At 73.6% G+C, this 21,352-nt stretch carries 2 protein-coding genes; both read right to left on the reverse strand.

The features are described 5' to 3' along the window. Positions 1-22: 22 nt before the first annotated feature. The gene (locus ACFZAU_RS39600) at positions 23-11,194 is read right to left on the reverse strand and encodes a type I polyketide synthase (protein ID WP_500556235.1); all 11,172 of its coding nucleotides are present in this window, start codon (positions 11,192-11,194) and stop codon (positions 23-25) included. Between the two features lie 75 nt (positions 11,195-11,269). Beyond that, on the reverse strand, positions 11,270-21,352 hold a 10,083-nt coding region (locus ACFZAU_RS39605), incomplete at its 5' end, for a type I polyketide synthase (protein ID WP_500556236.1).

Here is a 21,352-nt window from a genome sequence, read left to right on the forward strand (position 1 = left end):
CAAACTCCGCACTTCGGGCACGTCAGGATCGGTTGCTGTCGTCGTCGGTGGCGCCGCCGTGGGACCCGTCGGGGTCGCCGTGGCCGTCGAGTGCCAGGTCGAGGAGGGCTTGGAGGTCCATCGCGTCGATGGAGTCCGCGGCGTCCGCGGGGTCGGCGGTGTCGGCCGCGCCGGCGGGTGTGTCGTCCGGGGCGGCCAGCCGCAGCAGGGTGTCGAGCAGCCCGGCCTCGCGGATCCGGCCCAGCGGGATGGTGGCCAGAGTCCGGCGCAGTTCGGCGTCCTGCGGGTCGGTGTCCACGGGGTGGGCGGTCGTGGTGCCGGCGGCCTCGGGGAAGAGGCTGTGGAGCAGGTGCCCGGTGAGGGCGCGGGGGTTGGGGTAGTCGAACACGAGGCTGGAGGGCAGCCGCAGCCCGCACGCGGCACCAAGGCGGTTGCGCAGTTCGACGGCGGTCAGGGAGTCGAAGCCGAGGTCCTTGAAGGCGCGTTCGGCGGCCACGGCGTCGGCGGAGGCGTGTCCGAGGGCCGCGGCGGCGTGCTCGCGCACGAGGTCGAGCAGGGCCGCATGCCGGTCGTCGCCGGTGAGTTCGGCGAGGCGCCGGAGCGTCGCGGAGGACGGGTCGTCGGTGCCGTCCGCGGCGGCCGGCGGGTCGGCGCGCAGCGCGTCCCGGACCTCGGGGAGGTCGGCGACGAGGGGGCGGGGCCGGGCCGCGGTGAAGGCGGGCGCGAAGCGCGCCCAGTCCACCTCGGCGACGGTCACGGCCGCCTCGTCGCCGGTGACGGCGCGTTCCAGCGCCAGCAGGTTGTCGGCCGGGGCCATGGGCGGCAGGCCGCGGCGGCGCAGCTGCTCCTCCGCGTCTCCCTCGGCCGCCATGCCGCCGTCGGCCCACGGGCCCCAGGCGACGGCGGTCGCGGGCAGGCCCTGGGCCCTGCGGCGCTCGGCGAGCGCGTCCAGGAAGGCGTTGGCGGCAGCGTACGCGCCCTGTCCGCCGCTGCCCCAGACACCGGCGATGGACGAGAAGAGGACAAAGGCGTCGAGGGAGTCCGGCGTCCCGAAGAGCGCGTCGAGGCTCACGGCTCCGGCGGTCTTCGCGGCCACGACGTGAGAGAGGCCGGGCAGATCGGTGTGCGCCCCGGGCGGCTGGGAGACACCGGCGGCGTGCACGACGGCGCGTACCGGGGTGCCCTCGGCGGCCAGTCGGTCGACGAGCGCCGCGAGCGCTGCCCGGTCGGCGACGTCGCAGGCGGCGAGCGTCACTTCGGCGCCGAGCCCGGACAGTTCCTTCTCGAGTTCCGCCGCGCCGGGGGCGTCGGCTCCCTTGCGGCTGACGAGGACGAGCCGCTGCGCTCCGCGCTCGGCGAGCCAGCGGGCCGTGTGGCGGCCGAGCGCGCCCGTGCCGCCGGTGACGAGCACGGTGCCGCGCGGGGTCCAGGTCCCGGCGGCCGGTCCCTGGGGCGCGGCATGCTCCAGGCGGCGTACGAAGGTTCCGGACGCACGGACGGCGAGCTGGTCCTCGTCGCCCGCTCCGGCGAGCACCGCGGCCAGGCGGTTCAGCGTCCGTTCGTCGCAGTCGGCGGGCAGGTCGACGAGCCCGCCCCAGCGGTCGGGGTGCTCCAGGGCCACGACCCGGCCCAGGCCCCATACGTGGGCCTGGGCGGCGCCGGTGAGCCCGTCCGCGGCGACGGCCGCGACGGCCTCTCGGGTCGCGCACCACAGCGGCGCGTCGACCCCGGCGGCGTCGCCCGTCAGCACCTCGACGAGCGCGAAGGTCAACGCGAGGCCGACGGGGACTCCGGGGTGCTCCGGGTGGAGTCGCTCGTCCAGCGCGAGGAGGGACAGGACACCGGCGACGGCGCCATGTCCGCGCAGGCGAGCGGTGATCGCCTCCGGGTGGGCGTCGGCGGAGTCGAGCACGACGGGTACGACGTGGGCACCGCCGGCCTCGACGCGCGCCGTCACGGCACGCACCCAGGGGTCGTCGGCGTGGGCGGCCGGGAGGGCCACCAGCCAGACACCGGTGGGGGTGCCGTCGCCGTTCCCGTTCCCGCTCGGCCACGGGTGCCAGGTGACGCGGTAGCGCCGGCCGTCCGCCTGGGTACGCGCCTGCTGGTCGCGGCGCCAGAGCGAGAGGGCGGGCAGCAGGGCGCTCAGCGGCTGGTCGGCGTCGATGCCCAACTCGTCGGCGATGCCCTGGGGATCGGCGTTCTCGACGACCTCCCAGAAACGGGCGTCCACCGCGTCACCTGTGCCGTTGGAGGCGGGGCGCGGCGCCGCCGGCGCGGGCCAGTAGCGCTGCCCCTGGAAGGCGTAGGTGGGCAGGTCGACGCGGCGGGCGCCGGTCCCGGCGAAGAACCGGGCCCAGTCGACCGTGACGCCACGGGTGTGGGCCTGCGCGAGGGCGGTCACGGCCGTCTCCGCCTCGGGGCGGCCCTTGCGCAGGACGGGAACGAAGGCAGCACCCTCCCCGGTCACGCAGTCCTGGGCCATGGCCGAAAGCACGCCGTCCGGGCCCAACTCCACGTAGGTGGTGACGCCTGCGGCCTCCAGCGCCCGTACGCCGTCAAGGAAGCGAACGGCCTCACGGACGTGCCGCACCCAGAACTCGGCCGACGTCACCTCCTCCGTCACCAGGGCGCCGGTCAGGTTGGACACCAGGGGGATGCGGGGCGCGCCGTAGGACAGACCCTCGGCGACCTTCCGGAAGTCCGCCAACATGCCGTCCATGTGCGGCGAGTGGAAGGCGTGACTGACCGTCAGCCGCTTCGACTTCCGGTCCGCGAACCGCGCCACGATCGCCGTCGCCGCGTCCTCGTCACCGGCGACCACCACCGCCTGCGGCCCGTTGACGGCCGCGATGCTCACCCGCTCGTCCAGCAGCGGCAGAACCTCGTCCTCCGACGCCTCCAGCGCGATCATCACACCGCCGCCCGGCAGCGCCTGCATCAACCGCCCACGGGCCTCGACCAACGTGCACGCATCGTCCAGCAAGAACACCCCCGCCACATGCGCGGCAGCGATCTCACCGACCGAATGCCCCGACACGAAGTCGGGACGCACGCCCCACGACTCCAGCAGCCGGAAGAGGGCGACCTCCACCGCGAACAACGCGGGCTGCGCGAACTCCGTCCGGTCCAACGCCACCGCGTCATCACCGAACAGCGCGTCCAGTGCGAGCCGTTCACCGATCGCGTCCAGCGCCTCCGCGAACACCGGATAGGCGTCGTACAACTCACGCCCCATCCCCAGCCGCTGGCTGCCCTGCCCCGTGAACAGGAAGGCGAGCGGGCCGGCGGTGACCGTCGCCTGGACGAGGCCGGGGGCCTGCCGTCCCTCGGCGAGTGCCACGAGGGCCGTCTTCAGCCCATCGGTGTCGCCGGAGACGATCGCGGCCCGCTCGCCGAGGGCCGCCCGGGTGGTCGCCACCGAGTGGGCCAGGTCGGCGAGAGGCGCGGCGCCGGACTCGACCACCGGCAGCAGGCGTCGGGCCTGGTCGCGCAGGGCCTCGGGGGTCCTGGCCGAGAGGACGTACGGGAGGAGGCCGGGCGCCTGCACGGGGGCCTCGGCGGCCTTCGCGACGCCCGGGGGCTGCTCGATGATCGTGTGGGCGTTGGTGCCGCTGATGCCGAACGACGAGATGCCGGCCCGGCGCGGACGTCCCGTCCCGGGCCACTCCCGCTGCTCGGTGAGCAGGTCGATGTCCCCCGTCGACCAGTCGACGTGCGGGGTCGGCTCGTCCACGTGGAGCGTGCGCGGCAGCGCGCCGTGCCGCATCGCCATGACCATCTTGATGATGCCCGCGACACCGGCCGCGGCCTGCGTGTGCCCGAGGTTGGACTTGATCGAGCCGAGAAGCAGCGGCTGCTCCGGCGAGCGGTCCTGGCCGTACGTCGCGAGCAGCGCCTGCGCCTCGATCGGGTCCCCGAGCCGGGTGCCGGTGCCATGTGCCTCCACGGCGTCGACGTCGGAAGCGGCCAGCCCGGCGCTCGCCAGTGCCTGGCGGATGACGCGCTGCTGCGAGGGGCCGTTCGGCGCCGTCAGGCCGTTGCTCGCGCCGTCCTGGTTCACGGCCGAACCACGCACCAGCGCCAGGACCGGGTGCCCGTGGCGCCGCGCGTCCGACAGCCGCTCCACCAGCAGCATGCCCACGCCCTCGCTCCACCCCGTACCGTCGGCCGCGGCGGCGAACGCCTTGCAGCGGCCGTCGGGCGAGAGGCCGCCCTGGAGGCTGAACTCGCTGAACGTGGCGGGAGTCGACATCACGGTGACGCCGCCGGCCAGCGCCACGGTGCACTCGCCGTTACGCAGCGCCTGCACCGCCCAGTGCAGCGCCACCAGCGAGGACGAGCACGCCGTGTCCACGGTCACCGACGGGCCCTCCAGCCCCAGCGCGTACGAGACACGCCCCGACATCACACTGCCCGCGTTGCCCGTCATGACATGGCCCAGGACCCCGTCGGTGCCGTTCCGCTCGAGCTGTGCGTCGTACCCGGTGTACGCGGCTCCCACGAAGACGCCCGCCTGGCTGCCGCGCAAGGTGGTCGGGTCGATGCCCGCGCGTTCGATCGTCTCCCAGGCGGTCTCCAGGAGGAGACGCTGCTGCGGGTCCATGGCCAGCGCCTCGCGCGGGGAGATCCCGAAGAAGTCCGCGTCGAAGGTGTCGGCGTCGTACAGGAAGCCGCCCTGGAAGGTCTGCGCGTCGCCGTGGGCGAGGAGTTCGGCGGTGTCCCAGCCGCGGTCGCCGGGAAGGCCGGAGATCGCGTCGCCGCCGGTCTCGACGAGGCGCCACAGGTCCTCGGGGCTGCGGACGCCGCCGGGGTAGCGGCAACCCATGGCGACGATCGCGATCGGGTCGTCGTCTGCGCCGACCGTGCGCGATCCGGTCGGCGCGAGGGCGGTCCCGACCCCGTCCGCGTTCCCGTCCGCGACGTCGCCGACGAGTTCCCGGCGCAGGTGGCCGGCGAGCGCGGTGGCGGTCGGGTAGTCGAAGACGAGGGTGGCCGGCAGGCGCCGGCCGGTCGCGGCACCCAGCAAGTTGCGCAGTTCGACGGCGGTCAGTGAGTCGAAGCCCAGTTCCTTGAAGGAGCGTCCCGGCTCGACGGAGGCCGGACCCGGGTAGCCGAGCGCGACGGCGACCTGCTTGCGTACGAGGTCGAGCAGGACACGGTCGCGTTCGGCCGGGGCGAGCCCTGCCAGACGCGCCCGCAGCCCGTCCTCCCTTCCGCCCCCACCGGCGGAGGCCGCGGCCCGGCGCGTGGGGGCACCCACGAGACCGCGCAGCAGCGGCGCGAGGGCACCTGCCTGGGCCTGACCGCGCAAGACGCCGAGATCGAGCTTCATCGGCAGGAGCACAGCCGCGCCGACGGACAGCGCGGTGTCGAAGAGGGCGAGGCCGTCCTGGCTCGAGAGGGCGCCCACGCCGTCTCTGGCCATGCGCTGGAGATCGCCCTCGTCCAGGTGCGTCGCCATTCCGCCCACCTGCGGGGCCCACAGGCCCCAGGCGAGGGCGGTGGCCGCGAGTCCCTGGGCTCGCCGCTGCTCCGCGAGGCCTTCCAGGAACGCGTTGGCGGCGGCGTAGTTCGCCTGCCCGGGCGCCCCGAGTGCCGCGGCGATCGCCGAGAAGACGACGAAGTCGGCGAGGTCGAGCCGGCGGGTGAGGTCGTGCAGGTGGAGCGCCGCGTCGACCTTCGGGCGCAGGACCCTCTCGAGCCGCTCCGGAGTGAGGGAGCCGATGACGCCGTCGTCGAGGACGCCCGCCGTGTGCACGACGGCCGTCAGGGGGTGCTCGGCCGGAATGGAGTCCAGCAGGGCGGCCAGCGCGTCGCGGTCGGCGGTGTCGCAGGCGGCGACGGTGACCTCGGCACCCAGGGCGCGCAGTTCCTCCGCGAGTTCGCGGGCTCCGGCGGCCGACCCACCACGGCGGCTGGTCAGCAGCAGGTGGCGGGCGCCGCGCGCGGTCACGGCGTGCCGGGCGACCAGACCACCGAGGGCACCCGTCCCGCCGGTGATGAGGACGGTGCCGTCCGGATCCCAGTCACGGGGAACCGTGAGCACGATCTTCCCCACATGGCGTGCCTGGCTCAGATGACGGAACGCCTCGGGGGCCTGGCGCAGGTCCCATGCCGAGACCGGGAGCCGGTGCAGGGCACCGGACCGGAACAGCGCCAGCAGTTCGGTGAGCATCTCCTGGATGCGGTCGAGGCCGGCCTCGGTCAGGTCGAAGGCCTGGTAGGTGACGCCGGGGTGGGCGGCGGCGACGTCCTGCGGCTCACGGACGTCGGTCTTGCCCATCTCCACGAAACGCCCGCCGCGCGGCAACAGCCGCAGCGAGGCATCCACGAACTCCCGCGCCAGAGAGTCCAGGACGACGTCGACACCCCGGCCCCCGGTCGCGGTGCGGAAGGCGTCCTCGAAGTCGAGGGTGCGGGACGAGGCGATGCGGTCGTCGGTCAGACCCAGCCCGCGCAGGGTGTCCCACTTGCCGGGGCTCGCGGTGGCGTACACCTCGGCGCCCCAGTGGCGGGCGAGCTGGACGGCGGCCATGCCGACACCACCCGCTGCCGCATGCACGAGAACGGACTCGCCGCCGCGCAAACCGGCGAGGTCGTGCAGCGCGTAGTACGCCGTCATGAAGACGATCGGCACCGACGCCGCCTCGGCGAACGTCCAGCCCTCCGGCATCGGGGCGACCATCCGCCGGTCGACGACGGCCAACGGGCCGAACGCACCCGGCAGCATGCCCATCACACGGTCACCGGGGGCGAGGTCGGTGACGCCGGGGCCGGTCTCCACGACGAGGCCCGCACCCTCGACGCCCATCAGGCCCGCGTCACCCGGGTACATGCCCAGGGCGTTGAGGACGTCACGGAAGTTCAGGCCGGCCGCTCGGACGGCGACGCGCACCTCACCCGGCGCCAGCGGCGCCTCGGACTCCGGACTCGGGACGAGCACGAGGTTGTCGACCGTACCCCTGTCCCGGATGTCCATGCGCCAGGCGCTGGTGTCCGCCGGCGGGGTCAGCGGTGTCGTGGCGGGGACCCGCGCCAGCCGGGGCGCCTGCACCATGCCGCGGCGAATGGCGAGTTGCGGCTCGCCGCTGGCCAGGGCGGCCGCGAGCGCCCGCGCGGAGGCGGGGTCGTCGTCGAGGTCGACCATCACGAAGCTGTCGGGGTGCTCCGACTGCGCCGAGCGCAGAAGTCCCCGCACCGCGCCGCCCGCGAGATCCGTCACCGCGCCACCGGGCACCGTCGTCACGGCACCCGACGTCAGCCAGACCAGCCGCACGTCCGCGAGGCGCTCGTCCGCGAGCCACTCCTGCACGGTCGCCAGCGCACCCTGCACGGCCGCATGCACCGTATCGGCCACACTGCCGTGATCCGTCGCCGGCAGGTGGACGAAGACGGAGTCGAAGCTCGGCTCCCCCGCCGTCAACGCCTCGCGGAGCGCGGCAAGGTCGGCGTACCCCGCCACCTCCGCACCCGTGGAGGCGAGGCCCAGTTCGTCCCGGCCGAGCACGGCCCAGCGCCGTCCCTGCGGGCCCTCACCACGCCCAACGGTCACCGGCGCCCATTCCACGCCGAACAGCGACTCCAGGTGGGCCGCTTCGGCGACGCGTACCTGCTCCGCCGAGACGGTGCGCAGGGCGAGGGCGTCCACGGTGGCGACGGGTGCGCCAGAGGTGTCGGCGATCTCCAGGCGTATGCCGTCCGTGCCCGTGCGCGCGACGTGGACGCGCAGCGCCTCGGCACCGGCGGCGTGCAGGGTGACCCCGGTCCAGGCGAACGGCAGGCGTCCCACGCCCACGGTGCCGCCGAGCCCGCCCAGCGCCAGCGCGTGCAGACAGGCGTCGAGCAGAGCCGGGTGCAGGCCGAAGTCCCGCGCGGCCGGGGCGGACCCCTCGGGCAGCGCGACGTCGACGTAGACGCTCTCCCCGTGCCGCCACGCGGCCGTCAGACCGCGGAACACCGGCCCGTAGCCCATGCCGAGCCCGGCCAGCACGTCGTAGAGGTCGTCCGATTCGGCGGGTTCGGCGCCCGCCGGGGGCCACTGGGTGAACTCGAAGTCCGGGCGCGCGGCGCCCCGGGCGAGGACGCCGTCGGCGTGCCGCACCCACGGCTCGTCGCCGGCGCCGTCCTGGACGCGGGACGCGAGCGTGAACGTGCGCCGGCCTGTGCCGTCGGCGTCCGGCGCGCCCACGTGGATCTGCACCTGCACGCCGCCGCGCTCGGGCAGCACCAGCGGGGCCTGGAGGGTGAGCTCCTCCAGCACGTCGCAGCCGACCTGGTCACCGGCGCGTACGGCAAGTTCCACGACGGCCGCGCCGGGCAGGATCACGGAGCCCCAGACGGTGTGGTCCGCGAGCCAGGGGTGGGTGTCCAGGGAGAGGCGGCCGGTGAGGAGGAACCCTTCGCCGTCGGCGAGGGCGACGGTCGCGCCGAGCAGGGGGTGATCGACGGCCTCCAGCCCGGCGGCACGCACGTCCCCGACGCCCGGGACCGGCGGCTCGATCCAGTAGCGCTGCCGCCGGAAGGCGTAGGTGGGCAGGTCGACGCGCTGCGCGCCGGTCCCGGCGAGGTACGCCTGCCAGTCGACCGCGATCCCCCGGGTGTGGGCGTGGGCGAGCGCGGTGGTGACGGTCTCGGCCTCGGAACGGTCCCTGCGCAGGACGGGGACGAAGGCGGCACCCTCGCCGGTCAGGCACTCCTGCGCCATGGCCGACAGCACGCCGTCCGGGCCGAGTTCGAGGTACGTGGTGACGCCGGCGGTCTCCAGCGCGCGGACGCCGTCAAGGAAGCGGACGGCTTCGCGGACGTGCCGCACCCAGAAGTCGGGCGAGGACATCTCGTCGGTGACCAGGGCGCCGGTCAGGTTGGAGACGACGGGTATGCGCGGGGCTGCGAACGTCAGCCCGGACACGACCTCGCGGAAGGCGTCCAGCATGCCGTCCATGTGCGGCGAGTGGAACGCATGACTGACCGTCAGCCGCTTCGACTTGCGGTCCCCAAGGGAATCCACGATCACGACCGCGGCATCCTCGTCACCCGAGATCACGACCGCCTGCGGCCCGTTGACCGCCGCGATGCTCACCCGGTCGGTGAGCAGCGGCAGGACCTCGTCCTCCGACGCCTGAAGCGCGATCATCACGCCACCGCCCGGCAGCGCCTGCATCAACCGACCCCGCGCCTCGACCAGCGTGCACGCGTCGTCCAGCGACAGCACCCCGGCCACATGCGCGGCGGCGATCTCGCCCACCGAATGCCCGGACAGGAAGTCCGGCTTCACACCCCAGCTTTCCAGCAGCCTGAACAGCGCCACCTCGATCGCGAACAACGCCGACTGCGCGAACTCCGTACGGTCCAACGCCTCCGCGTCATCCCCGAACAGCACATCCAGACCCAGCCGCTCACGCACCGCGTCCAACGCCTCGGCGAACACCGGATAGGCGTCGTACAACTCACGCCCCATCCCCAGCCGCTGACTCCCCTGCCCCGTGAACAGGAACGCCAACTTGCCCTCGGCCGGCGACCCCGTCACCACACCGGCGGCCGGGCCGCCGTCGGCGAGCGCGTTCAGCGCGGCCAGCAGGCCCGCGCGGTCCCCGGCCACGACCACCGCACGGTCCGCGAACGCGGCACGTCCCTGCGCCAGCGAGTGGGCGACGTCCACCGCGCGCAGCCCGGTGCGCTCGCCCACGTACGCGGACAGGCGGCGGGCCTGGTCGCGCAGAGCCTCCTGCCCCTTCGCCGACAGCAGCCACGGCACCACGCGCGCCGGTGCGACGGGCTGCGGCTCCGGGGCCTGCTCTGGCTCCGGGGCCTGCTCGATGATCGTGTGGGCGTTGGTGCCGCTGACGCCGAAGGCCGACACGGCGGCGCGACGCGGTGCGCCCGTCCCGGGCCACGGCATCCGCTCGGTGAGCAGGGCGACGTCGCGGGCCGACCAGTCGACGTCGGGGGTGGGCTCGTCGACGTGCAGGGTCTGCGGCAGCACGCCGTGCCGCATCGCCATGACCATCTTGATGACGCCCGCGACACCGGCGGCCGCCTGGGTGTGGCCGAGGTTGGACTTCAGCGAACCGAGGCGCAGCGGGTGGCCCTCGGGGCGATCCTGGCCGTAGGTGGCCAGCAGGGCCTCCGCCTCGATCGGGTCCCCGAGGCGGGTGCCCGTCCCGTGGGCCTCGACGACGTCGACCTCGGCGGCGGAGAGCTGTGCGTTCTCCAGGGCCTGGCGGATGACGCGCTGCTGAGACGGGCCGTTCGGTGCCGTCAGGCCGTTGCTCGCACCGTCCTGGTTGACGGCCGAGCCCCGCACCACCGCCAGCACCGGGTGACCGTTGCGGAGCGCGTCGGACAGCCGCTCGACCAGCAGCACGCCGACGCCCTCGGACCATCCGGTGCCGTCGGCGGAGGCGGCGAAGGACTTGCAGCGCCCGTCGGGGGCGAGGCCGCGCTGACGGCTGAACTCGATGAACACGTCGGTGTTGGGCATCACGCACACGCCGCCGACCAGGGCGAGCGAGCACTCGCGCTGGCGCAGCGCCTGGGTCGCCAGGTGCAGGGCGACGAGCGAGGACGAGCACGCGGTGTCGACGGTGGCGGCCGGACCCTCGAGCCCGAAGACGTAACTGACGCGGCCGGACAGGACACTGGTGGCGCCGCCGGTCAGCAGCAGCCCTTCCAGCTCTTCCGGGACCTCCCTGAGGTCGGCTCCGTATCCCATCGCGCTGGCACCGACGTAGACGCCGGTACGGCTGCCGCGCACGGTCGAGGGGTCGATGCCGGCCCGCTCGAACGCCTCCCAGGCGACCTCCAGCAGCTGGCGCTGCTGCGGGTCCATCGCCAGCGCCTCGCGCGGCGATATCCCGAAGAACGCGGGGTCGAAGAGCGTCGCGTCGTCGAGGAATCCACCGCCGGTGTTGTAGAAGGCGCCCTTGCGGTCGGGATCCGAATCAGTGAGGGATTCGACGTCCCACCCGCGGTCGGCGGGGAATCCGGAAATGGCGTCGCCGCCCTCGTCGACCAGTCGCCACAGGTCCTCCGGCGACCTGACCCCGCCGGGGAAGCGGCAGCTCATCGCCACGATGGCGATGGGCTCGGCGGCGTCGGCCTCGATCTCCTGGACGCGGCGGCGGGACCGGCGCAGCTCGGCCGTCATCCACTTCAGGTTTTCGAGAAGCTTCTCTTCGTTCGCGCTGGTCACCGGAACGTCACCCCCTGGGGAATCGCGAAATGCGGCCGTACGGACATCGGTCGGGTCGTCGGATCAGCCATCGGTTCAGGATTTTCCGAATTCTTTGTTGATGAGGTCGAAGAGGTCGTCGGCGGACGCCGACGCGATTTCGACGTCCTCGTCCTCGCCCCCTCCGGTGGCGGCTCGTTCCGCCCTGTTCCACTTCGCCAGGAGGGATTCGAGCCGTGCGGTGACGCGGGCGCGTTCGGTGGTGTCCTCGGGGACGGACGACAGGAGGAACTCGAGCTTGTCGATCTCCGCGAGGGCGGGCAGTGCGGGGGTGGTGTCCTCGCCGACGACTTCGGCCCGGATGTGGGCCGCGAGCGCCGCGGGGGTCGGGTGGTCGAAGACGAGGGCGGCCGGCAGGCGCAGCCCGGTGGCGGTCTGCAGCCGGTTGCGCAGTTCGACGGCGGTCAGCGAGTCGAAGCCGAGTTCCTTGAAGGCGCGTCCGGCCTCGACCGACGCCCCGCCCTGGTGACCGAGGACGGCCGCGACCTGCGCGCGGACCAGGTCGAGCACGACCCGCTCGGCCTCGGCCACGGGCAGGCCCTGCAACCGCGCCTGGAGGTCGGGGGCTTCGCCCGTGGACGCAGCGACGCTGTCCTGTTCTGCGGCGAGCGCGCGGCGCACCTCGGGCAGGTCGCCGATCAGCGGGCGCGGCCTGGCGGCGGTGAAGGCCGGGGCGAACCGGTGCCAGTCCACGTCGGCCACGATCACGGTGGTCTCGTCACCGTCCAGGGCACGCTGGAGCGCCGCGATGGACCGGTTCGGCGCCATCGCGGGCAGTCCGCGCCGCCGCAGCTGCTCCTCCGCGCCGTCGTCGGCGACGAGGCCGCCCTCGGCCCAGGGGCCCCAGGCCACCGAGGTCGCCGTCAGCCCGCGGGCCCTGCGGTGCTGCGCCAAGGCGTCGAGGTGGGCGTTGGCGGCGGCGTACGCGGCCTGGCCGCCGCTGCCCCACACACCCGCGATGGAGGAGAAGAGGACGAAGGCGTCGAGGTCGGCCGTGCCGAGGAGTTCGTCGAGGTGGGCGGCGCCGGCGACCTTGGCGGCGAGGACGTCGGCCACGTCGGCGGGGCCCGTCTCGGCCATCGGCGCGAACTGTCCGGCGCCCGCCGTGTGGAAGACGGCGGTGAGACCCGGCCCGCCCGTTCCGTCGGCCCGCGGTCCGCGCAGCCGCGCCAGCAGGTCGGCGACGGCCTCCCGGTCGGTCACGTCGCAGGCCACGGCCGTGGCCCGGGCGCCCAGGGCTCCGATCTCGGCGACCAGTCCGTCCGCGCCGGGCGCCTCCGGCCCGCGCCGGCTGACCAGCACCAGGTGCTCCGCGCCGTGTGCGGCCAGCCAGCGGGCGACGTGGCCGCCGAGGGCGCCCGTTCCGCCGGTGACGAGGACGGTGCCGCGGGGACGCCACGGCGTACGCGCCGCCGCGGGCGCGCGGTCGGGGTCGTGCTGGATGCGGCGCGCCAGCAGGCCGGTTGTGCGGATGGCGATCTGGTCCTCGTCCCCGCGGCTCGCGAGGACACCGAGCAGCCGGTCGAGGACCCGGTCGTCGACGGTGCCCGGCAGGTCCACGAGGCCGCCCCAGCGGTCGGGGTGCTCCAGGGCCACGACCCGGCCCAGGCCCCACACCTGGGCCTGCGCGACGCTCGTCAGGCGGTCGGACGCGGAGGTCGCGACGGCCCCCGACGTGACGCACCACAGCGGTGCCGTGATGCCGGTGTCGCCCAGCGCCTGCACCAGCGATCCCGTCAGCAACAGCCCCGCGGGCGCGGCGCCGTGCACGGGATGCGGCTGCTCGGCGAAGGCCAGCAGCGACACGACGCCCGCGACACCACCGGCCCCGCCCGCTCCGGCGATCTCGCGCAGCCGGCCCGCGAGTTCCTCCCGGCCGGCCTCGGACTCGGTGACGACGAGACTCCGCACGTCCGCCCCGCGCGCCGCCAGGGCGCCGGAGACGCCGTGAAGGCCTCCCTCCCCGTCCTCCGCGGTGCTGACGACGATCCACGTCCCGGACGGGCCGCCGGTGGCGGGAAGGCCCAGTGGCTTCCAGGTCACGCCGTACCGCCAGCCGTCCACGGCGGACTCCTCCTGGCGCTGCCGCCGCCACGCCGACAGGGCGGGCAGCAGTGCGCTCAGCGGCTGGTCCGCGTCGACGCCCAGGGCGCCCGCGAGCGCGATCGGGTCCGCGTTGTCGACGGCCTCCCAGAACGGTGCGTCGGCCCCGTCCGCCGCACCGAACCGCCCGTCGACGTCCGCGCCGGAGGTCACGGCGTCGGCCTCCTCCAGCCAGTAGCGCTCGCGCTGGAAGGCGTAGGTGGGCAGGTCGACGCGGCGGGCGCCGGTCCCGGCGAAGAACAGCGCCCAGTCGACGGTGACGCCGCGGGCGTGGGCCCGGGCGAGGGCGGTCACGGCCGTCTCCGGCTCCGGACGGCCCTTGCGCAGGACGGGGAGGAAGGCAGCGCCTTCGGCGGTCACACACTCCTGCGCCATCGCGGACAGCACACCGTCCGGGCCGAGCTCCAGGTAGGTCGTGGCCCCGGCTTCCTCCAGAGCGCGGACGCCGTCCAGGAAGCGGACGGCCTCACGGACGTGCCGCACCCAGAAGTCGGGCGAGGACATCTCGTCGGTGACCACGGCACCGGTGAGCTGGGAAACGACGGGAATCCGGGGCGGGGCGAAGGCCAGGCCCTCGGCGACCTTCCGGAAGTCCGCCAGCATGCCGTCCATGTGCGGGGAGTGGAAGGCGTGACTGACCGTCAGCCGCTTCGACTTCCGGTCCGCGAACCGCGCCACGATCGCCGTCGCCGCGTCCTCGTCACCGGCGACCACCACCGCCTGCGGCCCGTTGACGGCCGCGATGCTCACGCGCTCGTTCAGCAGCGGCAGGACCTCGTCCTCCGAGGCCTGCAACGCGATCATCACGCCACCACCCGGCAGCGCCTGCATCAACCGCCCACGCGCCGCCACCAGCGTGCACGCGTCCTCCAGCGAAAAGACTCCCGCCACGTGGGCGGCGGCGATCTCACCGATCGAGTGCCCGGACACGAAGTCCGGCGTCAGGCCCCACGACTCGACCAGCCGGAACAGTGCCACCTCCAGCGCGAACAGCGCTGGCTGCGTGTACCCGGTCCGGTCGAGCAGGTCGCCGTCGTCGCCGAACAGCACGTCCTGCAGCGGCACATCGAGATGCGCGTCCATCCGGGCGCAGACCGCGTCCAGGGCGTCCGCGAAGGCCGGGTAGCTGTCGTAGAGCGCCCGTCCCGCCCCCGGCCGCTGGCTGCCCTGCCCCGTGAACAGGAACGCGAGCGCGCCGTCCGCGGCTGTCCCGAGGTGGAGGTCGGACGCCTCCTCGCCCGCGGCCACGGCCGTGAGCGCCTCCAGGAACTCCTCCCGCTCCCCCGCCACGACCACCGCACGCCGCTCCAGAGCGGCCCGCGACGTGGCCAGGGTGTAGGCCACGTCGACCGGCTCCAGCAGCGGATCGGCTGCGATACGAGCCCGGAGCCTGTCGGCCTGGAGGGCCAGCGCCGTCCCGTTCTTCGCCGACAGCACCCACGGCGTCACCGCGGGCCGGTCGGACGGGGCCGTCGCGGCGATGTCGTCCGGGGCCTGCTCCACGATGGTGTGGGCGTTGGTGCCGCTGATGCCGAACGACGAGATACCGGCCCGGCGCGGACGGCCCGTCTCCGGCCATTCCCGCCGTTCGGTGAGCAGGGCGATCTCGCCGGCCGCCCAGTCGACGTGCGGGGTCGGCTCGTCGACGTGGAGGGTCTGCGGCAGGACGCCGTGCCGCATCGCCAGCACCATCTTGATGACGCCCGCTACACCGGCCGCGGCCTGCGTGTGACCGAGGTTGGACTTGATCGATCCCAGGAACAGTGGCTGCTCCGGCATCCGGTCCTGGCCGTAGGTGGCCAGAAGGGCCTGGGCCTCGATCGGGTCGCCCAGACGGGTGCCCGTGCCGTGCGCCTCCACCGCGTCCACGTCCGAGGCGGACAGCCCGGCGCTCGCCAGGGCCTGGCGGATCACGCGCTGCTGCGACGGGCCGTTCGGCGCCGTCAGACCGTTGCTCGCACCGTCCTGGTTCACCGCCGAGCCCCGGACGAGGGCGAGGACCGGGTGGCCGTTGCGCCGTGCGTCCGACAGCCGCTCCACGAGGAGCATGCCGACGCCCTCACCCCACCCCGTACCGTCCGCGGCGGCGGCGAACGCCTTGATCCGGCCGTCCTCGGCGAGCCCGCGCTGCCGGCTGAAGTCGATGAACGTGCCAGGCGACGACATCACCGTCACACCGCCGGCCAGTGCGAGCGAGCACTCACCGCTGCGCAGGGCCTGAGCGGCGAGGTGCAGGGCGACCAAGGACGCGGAACAGGCGGTGTCGACCGTCATCGCGGGGCCTTCGAGCCCGAAGGCGTAGGAGAGCCGGCCGGAGACGATGCTGGCCGCGTTGCCCGTGCCCAGGAATCCTTCGATGCCGTCGGGGATCGACTGGAGTGCCGTGGCGTAGTCCTGCCCGTTGGTGCCGACGAAGACGCCCGCCTGGCTTCCGCGCAACGAGGTCGGGTCGATGCCGGCCCGCTCGAACGCCTCCCACGACGTCTCCAGCAGCAGCCGCTGCTGCGGATCCATGGCCAGCGCCTCACGCGGGGAGATCCCGAAGAAGTCCGCGTCGAACTCGGCGGCGTCGTAGAGGAATCCACCTCCGCGGGCGTAGAACGTCCCCTGACGGTCCGGGTCGGAACTGTAGAGCCGTTCCAGGTCCCAGCCGCGGTCGACGGGGAACTCCCCCACCGCGTCCGTCCCCGTCACCAGCAACTGCCACAGGTCTTCCGGTGTCCGCACGCCGCCTGGGAAGCGGCAGCTCATCGCCACGATCGCGATCGGGTCGTCATCGGTGGCGACCGCCGCGGGCAGATCGGCATCCGCGACCCGCACCGTCCCCAGCAGCTCACCGCGCAGATACTCCGCCAGCGCCGCGGACGTCGGGTAGTCGTAAACCAGCGTCGCCGGCAACCGCAGCTCGGTCGCCGCACCCAGCCGGTTCCGCAGCTCGACGGCCGTCAGCGAGTCGAAGCCCAGCTCCTTGAACGCCCGCCCGGCCCCCACCGCGTCGACACCGGCATGACCGAGCACAGCCGCGACCTGGGCACGCACCAGTGCGAGCAGTTCACGCTCCCGCTCAGCCGCGGGAAGGGCCGCCAGCCGCTCGGCCAGGGACGTCGACGCCGCGACGACCGACGCATCGGGTGTGGTGGCGTCCGTAGGGACAGGCCTTGCGTCCACCAGATCGGCGAACAGGTTGCTGGGGCGCCCGGCGGTGAACTCGGAGGCGAAGCGCTCCCAGACGAAGTCCGCGATCACGACGGTGGCGTCGGCGGCGCCGACGGCGCGTCCCATCGCCGTGACGGCGGACCCGGCCTTCATCGGCGGGACCCCGCCTCGGCGCATGCGGGCCGCCATCTCCTCGTCGGCGGCCATGCCGCCCTCGGCCCACGGACCCCACGCGATCGACGTCGCCGCCAGACCGTCCGCCCGGCGCTGCTCCGCCAAAGCGTCCAGGAAGGCGTTCGCAGCCGCGTAGTTCGCCTGCCCGGACGTGCCGACCGTGCCACTGACCGACGAGAACAGCACGAACGCGTCCAGCACGATGCCGAGCTCGCTCGTCAGCTCGTGCAGGTTCGCCGCCGACGTGGCCTTCGCCCGCAGAACGGTCTCAAGACGTTCCGGGGTCAGGGCATCGAGCACCCCGTCGTCCAGCACACCAGCCGTGTGCACGACGGCGGTCAGCGCAGCGGCGTGTTCAGCCAGCACCGCACGCAGGGGCTCCCGGTCGGAGGCATCACACGCGACGACCGAGACGTCGACGCCCAGTTCCGCCACCAACTCCGCGGCACCGGTCGCCTCCATGCCGCGCCGGCTGGTCAGCACCAGCCGCTCGGCACCGGCACCCGCCAGCCACCGCGCGACACGGCTGCCCAGCGCACCCGTGCCACCCGTCACCAGCACCGTCCCGGACGGGACCCACGACTCCGTGTCCTCCGGCAGCGCCGCGCGGACCAGCCGTCTGCCGAAGACACCGGTTGAGCGCACGGCCACCTGGTCCTCACCGGAACCGGCCAGCACACCCACCAGACGGGACTGCGCCCGCTCGTCCAGGAGCCCAGGGAGGTCGATCAGGCCACCCCAGCGCTCCGGGACCTCCAGCGCGGCGACCCGGCCCAGACCCCACACCTGCGCCTGCACCGGCGACACCAGCCGGTCCGACCGGCCGACCGAGACCGCACCCCGCGTCAGACACCACAACCGGGCGTCCACTCGGGCATCGCCCAGGGCCTGTACCAACGCCACCGTGCCGGCGAGGTCCAGCATCGACACGACACCCGCGTACTCACCGTCGACCAGTTCCGCCAGCGCCGCGCGATCCGTGCCCCGGCCGACCACGACCCGCTGGACGTCGGCGCCCCGGCCCGCCAGCGCGCCCACCACCAGTGCGTCGTCGGCGCCCCCGGCCGGCACGACCACCAGCCACGACCCGGACAACCGCGCGCCGGAGGCCTCGGCGAGCGGCTTCCACACCACCCGGTACCGCCAGCCGTCCACCTCCGACCGCTCACGACCCTGACGACGCCACGCGGACAACGCCGGAAGCACCTCACCCAGCGACGCATCACCGGACACGTCCAACTCGGCCAGGAGCGACGCCAGATCCTCCCGCTCCACCACGTCCCAGAAGCGAGCGTCCGACGCATCGGCGATGACACCGCGCTGAGGCGCGTCGATGGGCTCCGGCCAGTACCTCTGCCGCTGGAACGCATAAGTCGGCAAGTCGACGTACCGGTCTCGGGCCCCGGCGAAGAACGTGCGCCAGTCGACCTCCACGCCTCGCACATGTGCCCGCGCCATAGCCGTGACGGCCGTCTCGGCTTCCGGACGGCCCTTGCGCAGCACCGGAACGAAGGCCACGCCCTCGCCCGTCACGCACTCCTGCGCCATCGCCGACAGCACACCGTCCGGGCCGAGCTCGACGTACGTGGTGACCCCGGCGTCCTCCAGGGTGCGGACGCCGTCCAGGAAGCGCACGGCCTCACGAACGTGCCGCACCCAGAACTCCGCGGACGCCAGCTCGTCCGTGACCACGGCACCGGTCAGGTTCGAGACGACCGGGATCCGCGGCACCTCGAAGGACAGCCCGAACACCACCTCACGGAACGCCTGCAACATCCCGTCCATGTGCGGTGAATGGAACGCATGACTGACCTGCAGCCGCTTCGACTTCCGCCCCGCGAAGGACGCCGCGATCGCCGTGGCGACGTCCTCGTCACCGGCGACCACGACCGACCGCGGGCCGTTGACGGCGGCAATGCTCACGCGGTCGTTCAGCAGCGGCAGGACCTCGTCCTCCGAGGCCTCCAGCGCGATCATCACGCCGCCACCCGGCAGCGCCTGCATCAACCGACCCCGCGCCGCCACCAGAGCACACGCGTCCTCCAGCGAGAAGACACCCGCCACGTGCGCCGCGGCGATCTCACCCACCGAGTGCCCCGACACGAAGTCCGGTCGCACACCCCACGACTCGACCAGCCGGAACAGCGCCACCTCCACCGCGAACAACGCGGGCTGCGCGAACTCCGTCCGGTCCAGAGCCCCCGCGTCCTCCCCGAACAGCACATCCCTCAACGGCACATTGAGGTGAGCGTCCATCCGGGCGCAGACAGCGTCCAACGCGTCCGCGAAGACCGGGTACGTGTCGTACAGCTCACGCCCCATCCCGAGCCGCTGGCTGCCCTGCCCCGTGAACAAGAACGCGAGCTTGCCCACGACCGGGGATCCGGTCACCACACCCGCGGACTCTCCGCCGGCCACGGACGCAAGCCGCTGGAGGAACGCGTCGCGGTCGCCGGCGACGATGACGGCACGATGGTCGAGCGCGGCCCGACCGCTCGCCAGCGCACGGCCGATGTCCACCGGGCGCAGGCCGGTGCGGGCGTCGAGTCGGGCGTGGAGGCGTGCCGCCTGGTCCCGCAGGGCATCCTCGGACTTGCCCGACAGCACCCATGCCGATGTCGCCGGGCGATCGGCGTCCCCCTCGTCCGCCTCGTCTGCCTGCGCTACCTCGGTGGCCTGCTCGATGATCGTGTGGGCGTTGGTGCCGCTGATGCCGAACGACGAGACACCGGCCCGGCGCGGACGGCCCGTCTCCGGCCACTCCCGCCGTTCGGTGAGCAGGGCGATCTCGCCGGCCGACCAGTCCACGTGCGGGGTCGGCTCGTCCACGTGCAGCGTCTGCGGCAGCACCCCGTGGCGCATCGCCATGACCATCTTGATGACGCCCGCGACGCCGGCCGCGGCCTGCGTGTGGCCGAGGTTGGACTTGATCGATCCCAGGAACAGCGGCTGCTCCGGCATCCGGTCCTGGCCGTAGGTGGCCAGCAGCGCCTGGGCCTCGATCGGGTCCCCGAGCCGGGTGCCCGTGCCGTGCGCCTCCACCGCGTCCACGTCCGAGGCGGACAGCCCAGCGCTCGCCAAGGCCTGCCGGATCACCCGCTGCTGCGACGGACCGTTCGGCGCCGTCAGACCGTTGCTCGCACCGTCCTGGTTCACCGCCGAGCCCCGCACCAGCGCCAGCACCGGGTGGCCGTTGCGCCGGGCGTCCGACAGCCGCTCCACGAGCAGCATGCCGACGCCCTCACCCCACCCCGTACCGTCCGCAGCCGCCGCGAACGCCTTGATCCGGCCGTCCTCCGCCAGACCCCGCTGGCGACTGAAGTCGACGAAGGTCTCAGGCGTCGACATCACCGTGACGCCGCCCGCCAGCGCCATGGAGCACTCGCCCTGCCGCAGCGCCTGCACCGCCCAATGCAACGCCACTAGCGACGACGAACACGCCGTGTCCACGGTCACCGCCGGCCCCTCAAGCCCCAGCGCGTACGACACCCGACCCGACATCACACTGCCGGCATTGCCCGTCCCGAGGTGACCTTCGAGGCCCTCGGTCTCCCCGGCGAGAAGGGAGAGGTAGTAGTCCTGGCCGTTGGTGCCGACGAACACACCGGTCCGGCTGCCGCGCAGCGAGGAGGGGGCGATGCCGGCCCGCTCGAACGCCTCCCACGACGTCTCCAGCAGCAACCGCTGCTGCGGATCCATCGCCAGCGCCTCACGCGGCGAGATCCCGAAGAAGTCCGCGTCGAACTCGGCGGCGTCGTAGAGGAATCCACCTCCGCGGGCATAGAACGTCCCCTGACGATCCGGGTCCGGACTGTAAAGCTCCTCCAGGTCCCAGCCGCGGTCGACGGGGAACTCCCCCACCGCGTCCGTCCCCGTCACCAGCAACTGCCACAGTTCTTCGGGAGTCGTGACACCGCCGGGGAAACGGCAGCTCATCGCCACGATCGCGATGGGATCGTCGTCCGTGGCGACCGCCGCGGGGAGGTCGGCATCCGTGACCCGGATCGTCCCCAGCAACTCGTCCCGCAGATAGCCGGCGAGCGCAGCGGACGTCGGGTAGTCGTAGACCAGCGTCGCCGGCAAGCGCAGCTCCGTCGCCGCACCCAACCGGTTGCGCAACTCGACCGCGGTCAGTGAGTCGAAGCCCAGCTCCTTGAACGCCCTCCCGGCCCCCACCGCATCGACACCGGCATGACCCAGGACGGCCGCCACTTGGCTCCTGACCAGCTCCAGCAGCATCCGCTCCTGCTCAGCCCCAGCGACGGTGGACAACCGCTTCGCGAGAGACGTCGGGCCTCCGGCGTCGGCGGCCGTCACCGCCACCTCTGCCTGCTTCGCGCGCACCTCAGGAAGCTCGGCAAACAGCGAGCTGCGGCGCACGGTGGTGAATCCCGCGAGGAAGCGGTCCCATTCCACGTCCGCCACGGTGAGCGCGGCCTCACCGGAACCGACCGCCCGCCGCAGGGCGTCGACCGCCAGATCCACCCGCATCGGCGGCACACCATCACGGCGCATCCGGGCGGCCATCGTCTCGTCGGCCGCCATGCCACCCTCGGCCCACGGACCCCACGCGATCGACGTCGCCACCAGGCCATCCGCACGACGCTGCTCCGCCAACGCATCCAGGAAGGCGTTCGCAGCGGCGTAATTACCCTGACCCGGCGTACCGACCGTGCCGCTCATCGA

It is taken from the genome of Streptomyces sp. NPDC008238, assembly GCF_042956445.1.
Lineage (GTDB): Bacteria > Actinomycetota > Actinomycetes > Streptomycetales > Streptomycetaceae > Actinacidiphila.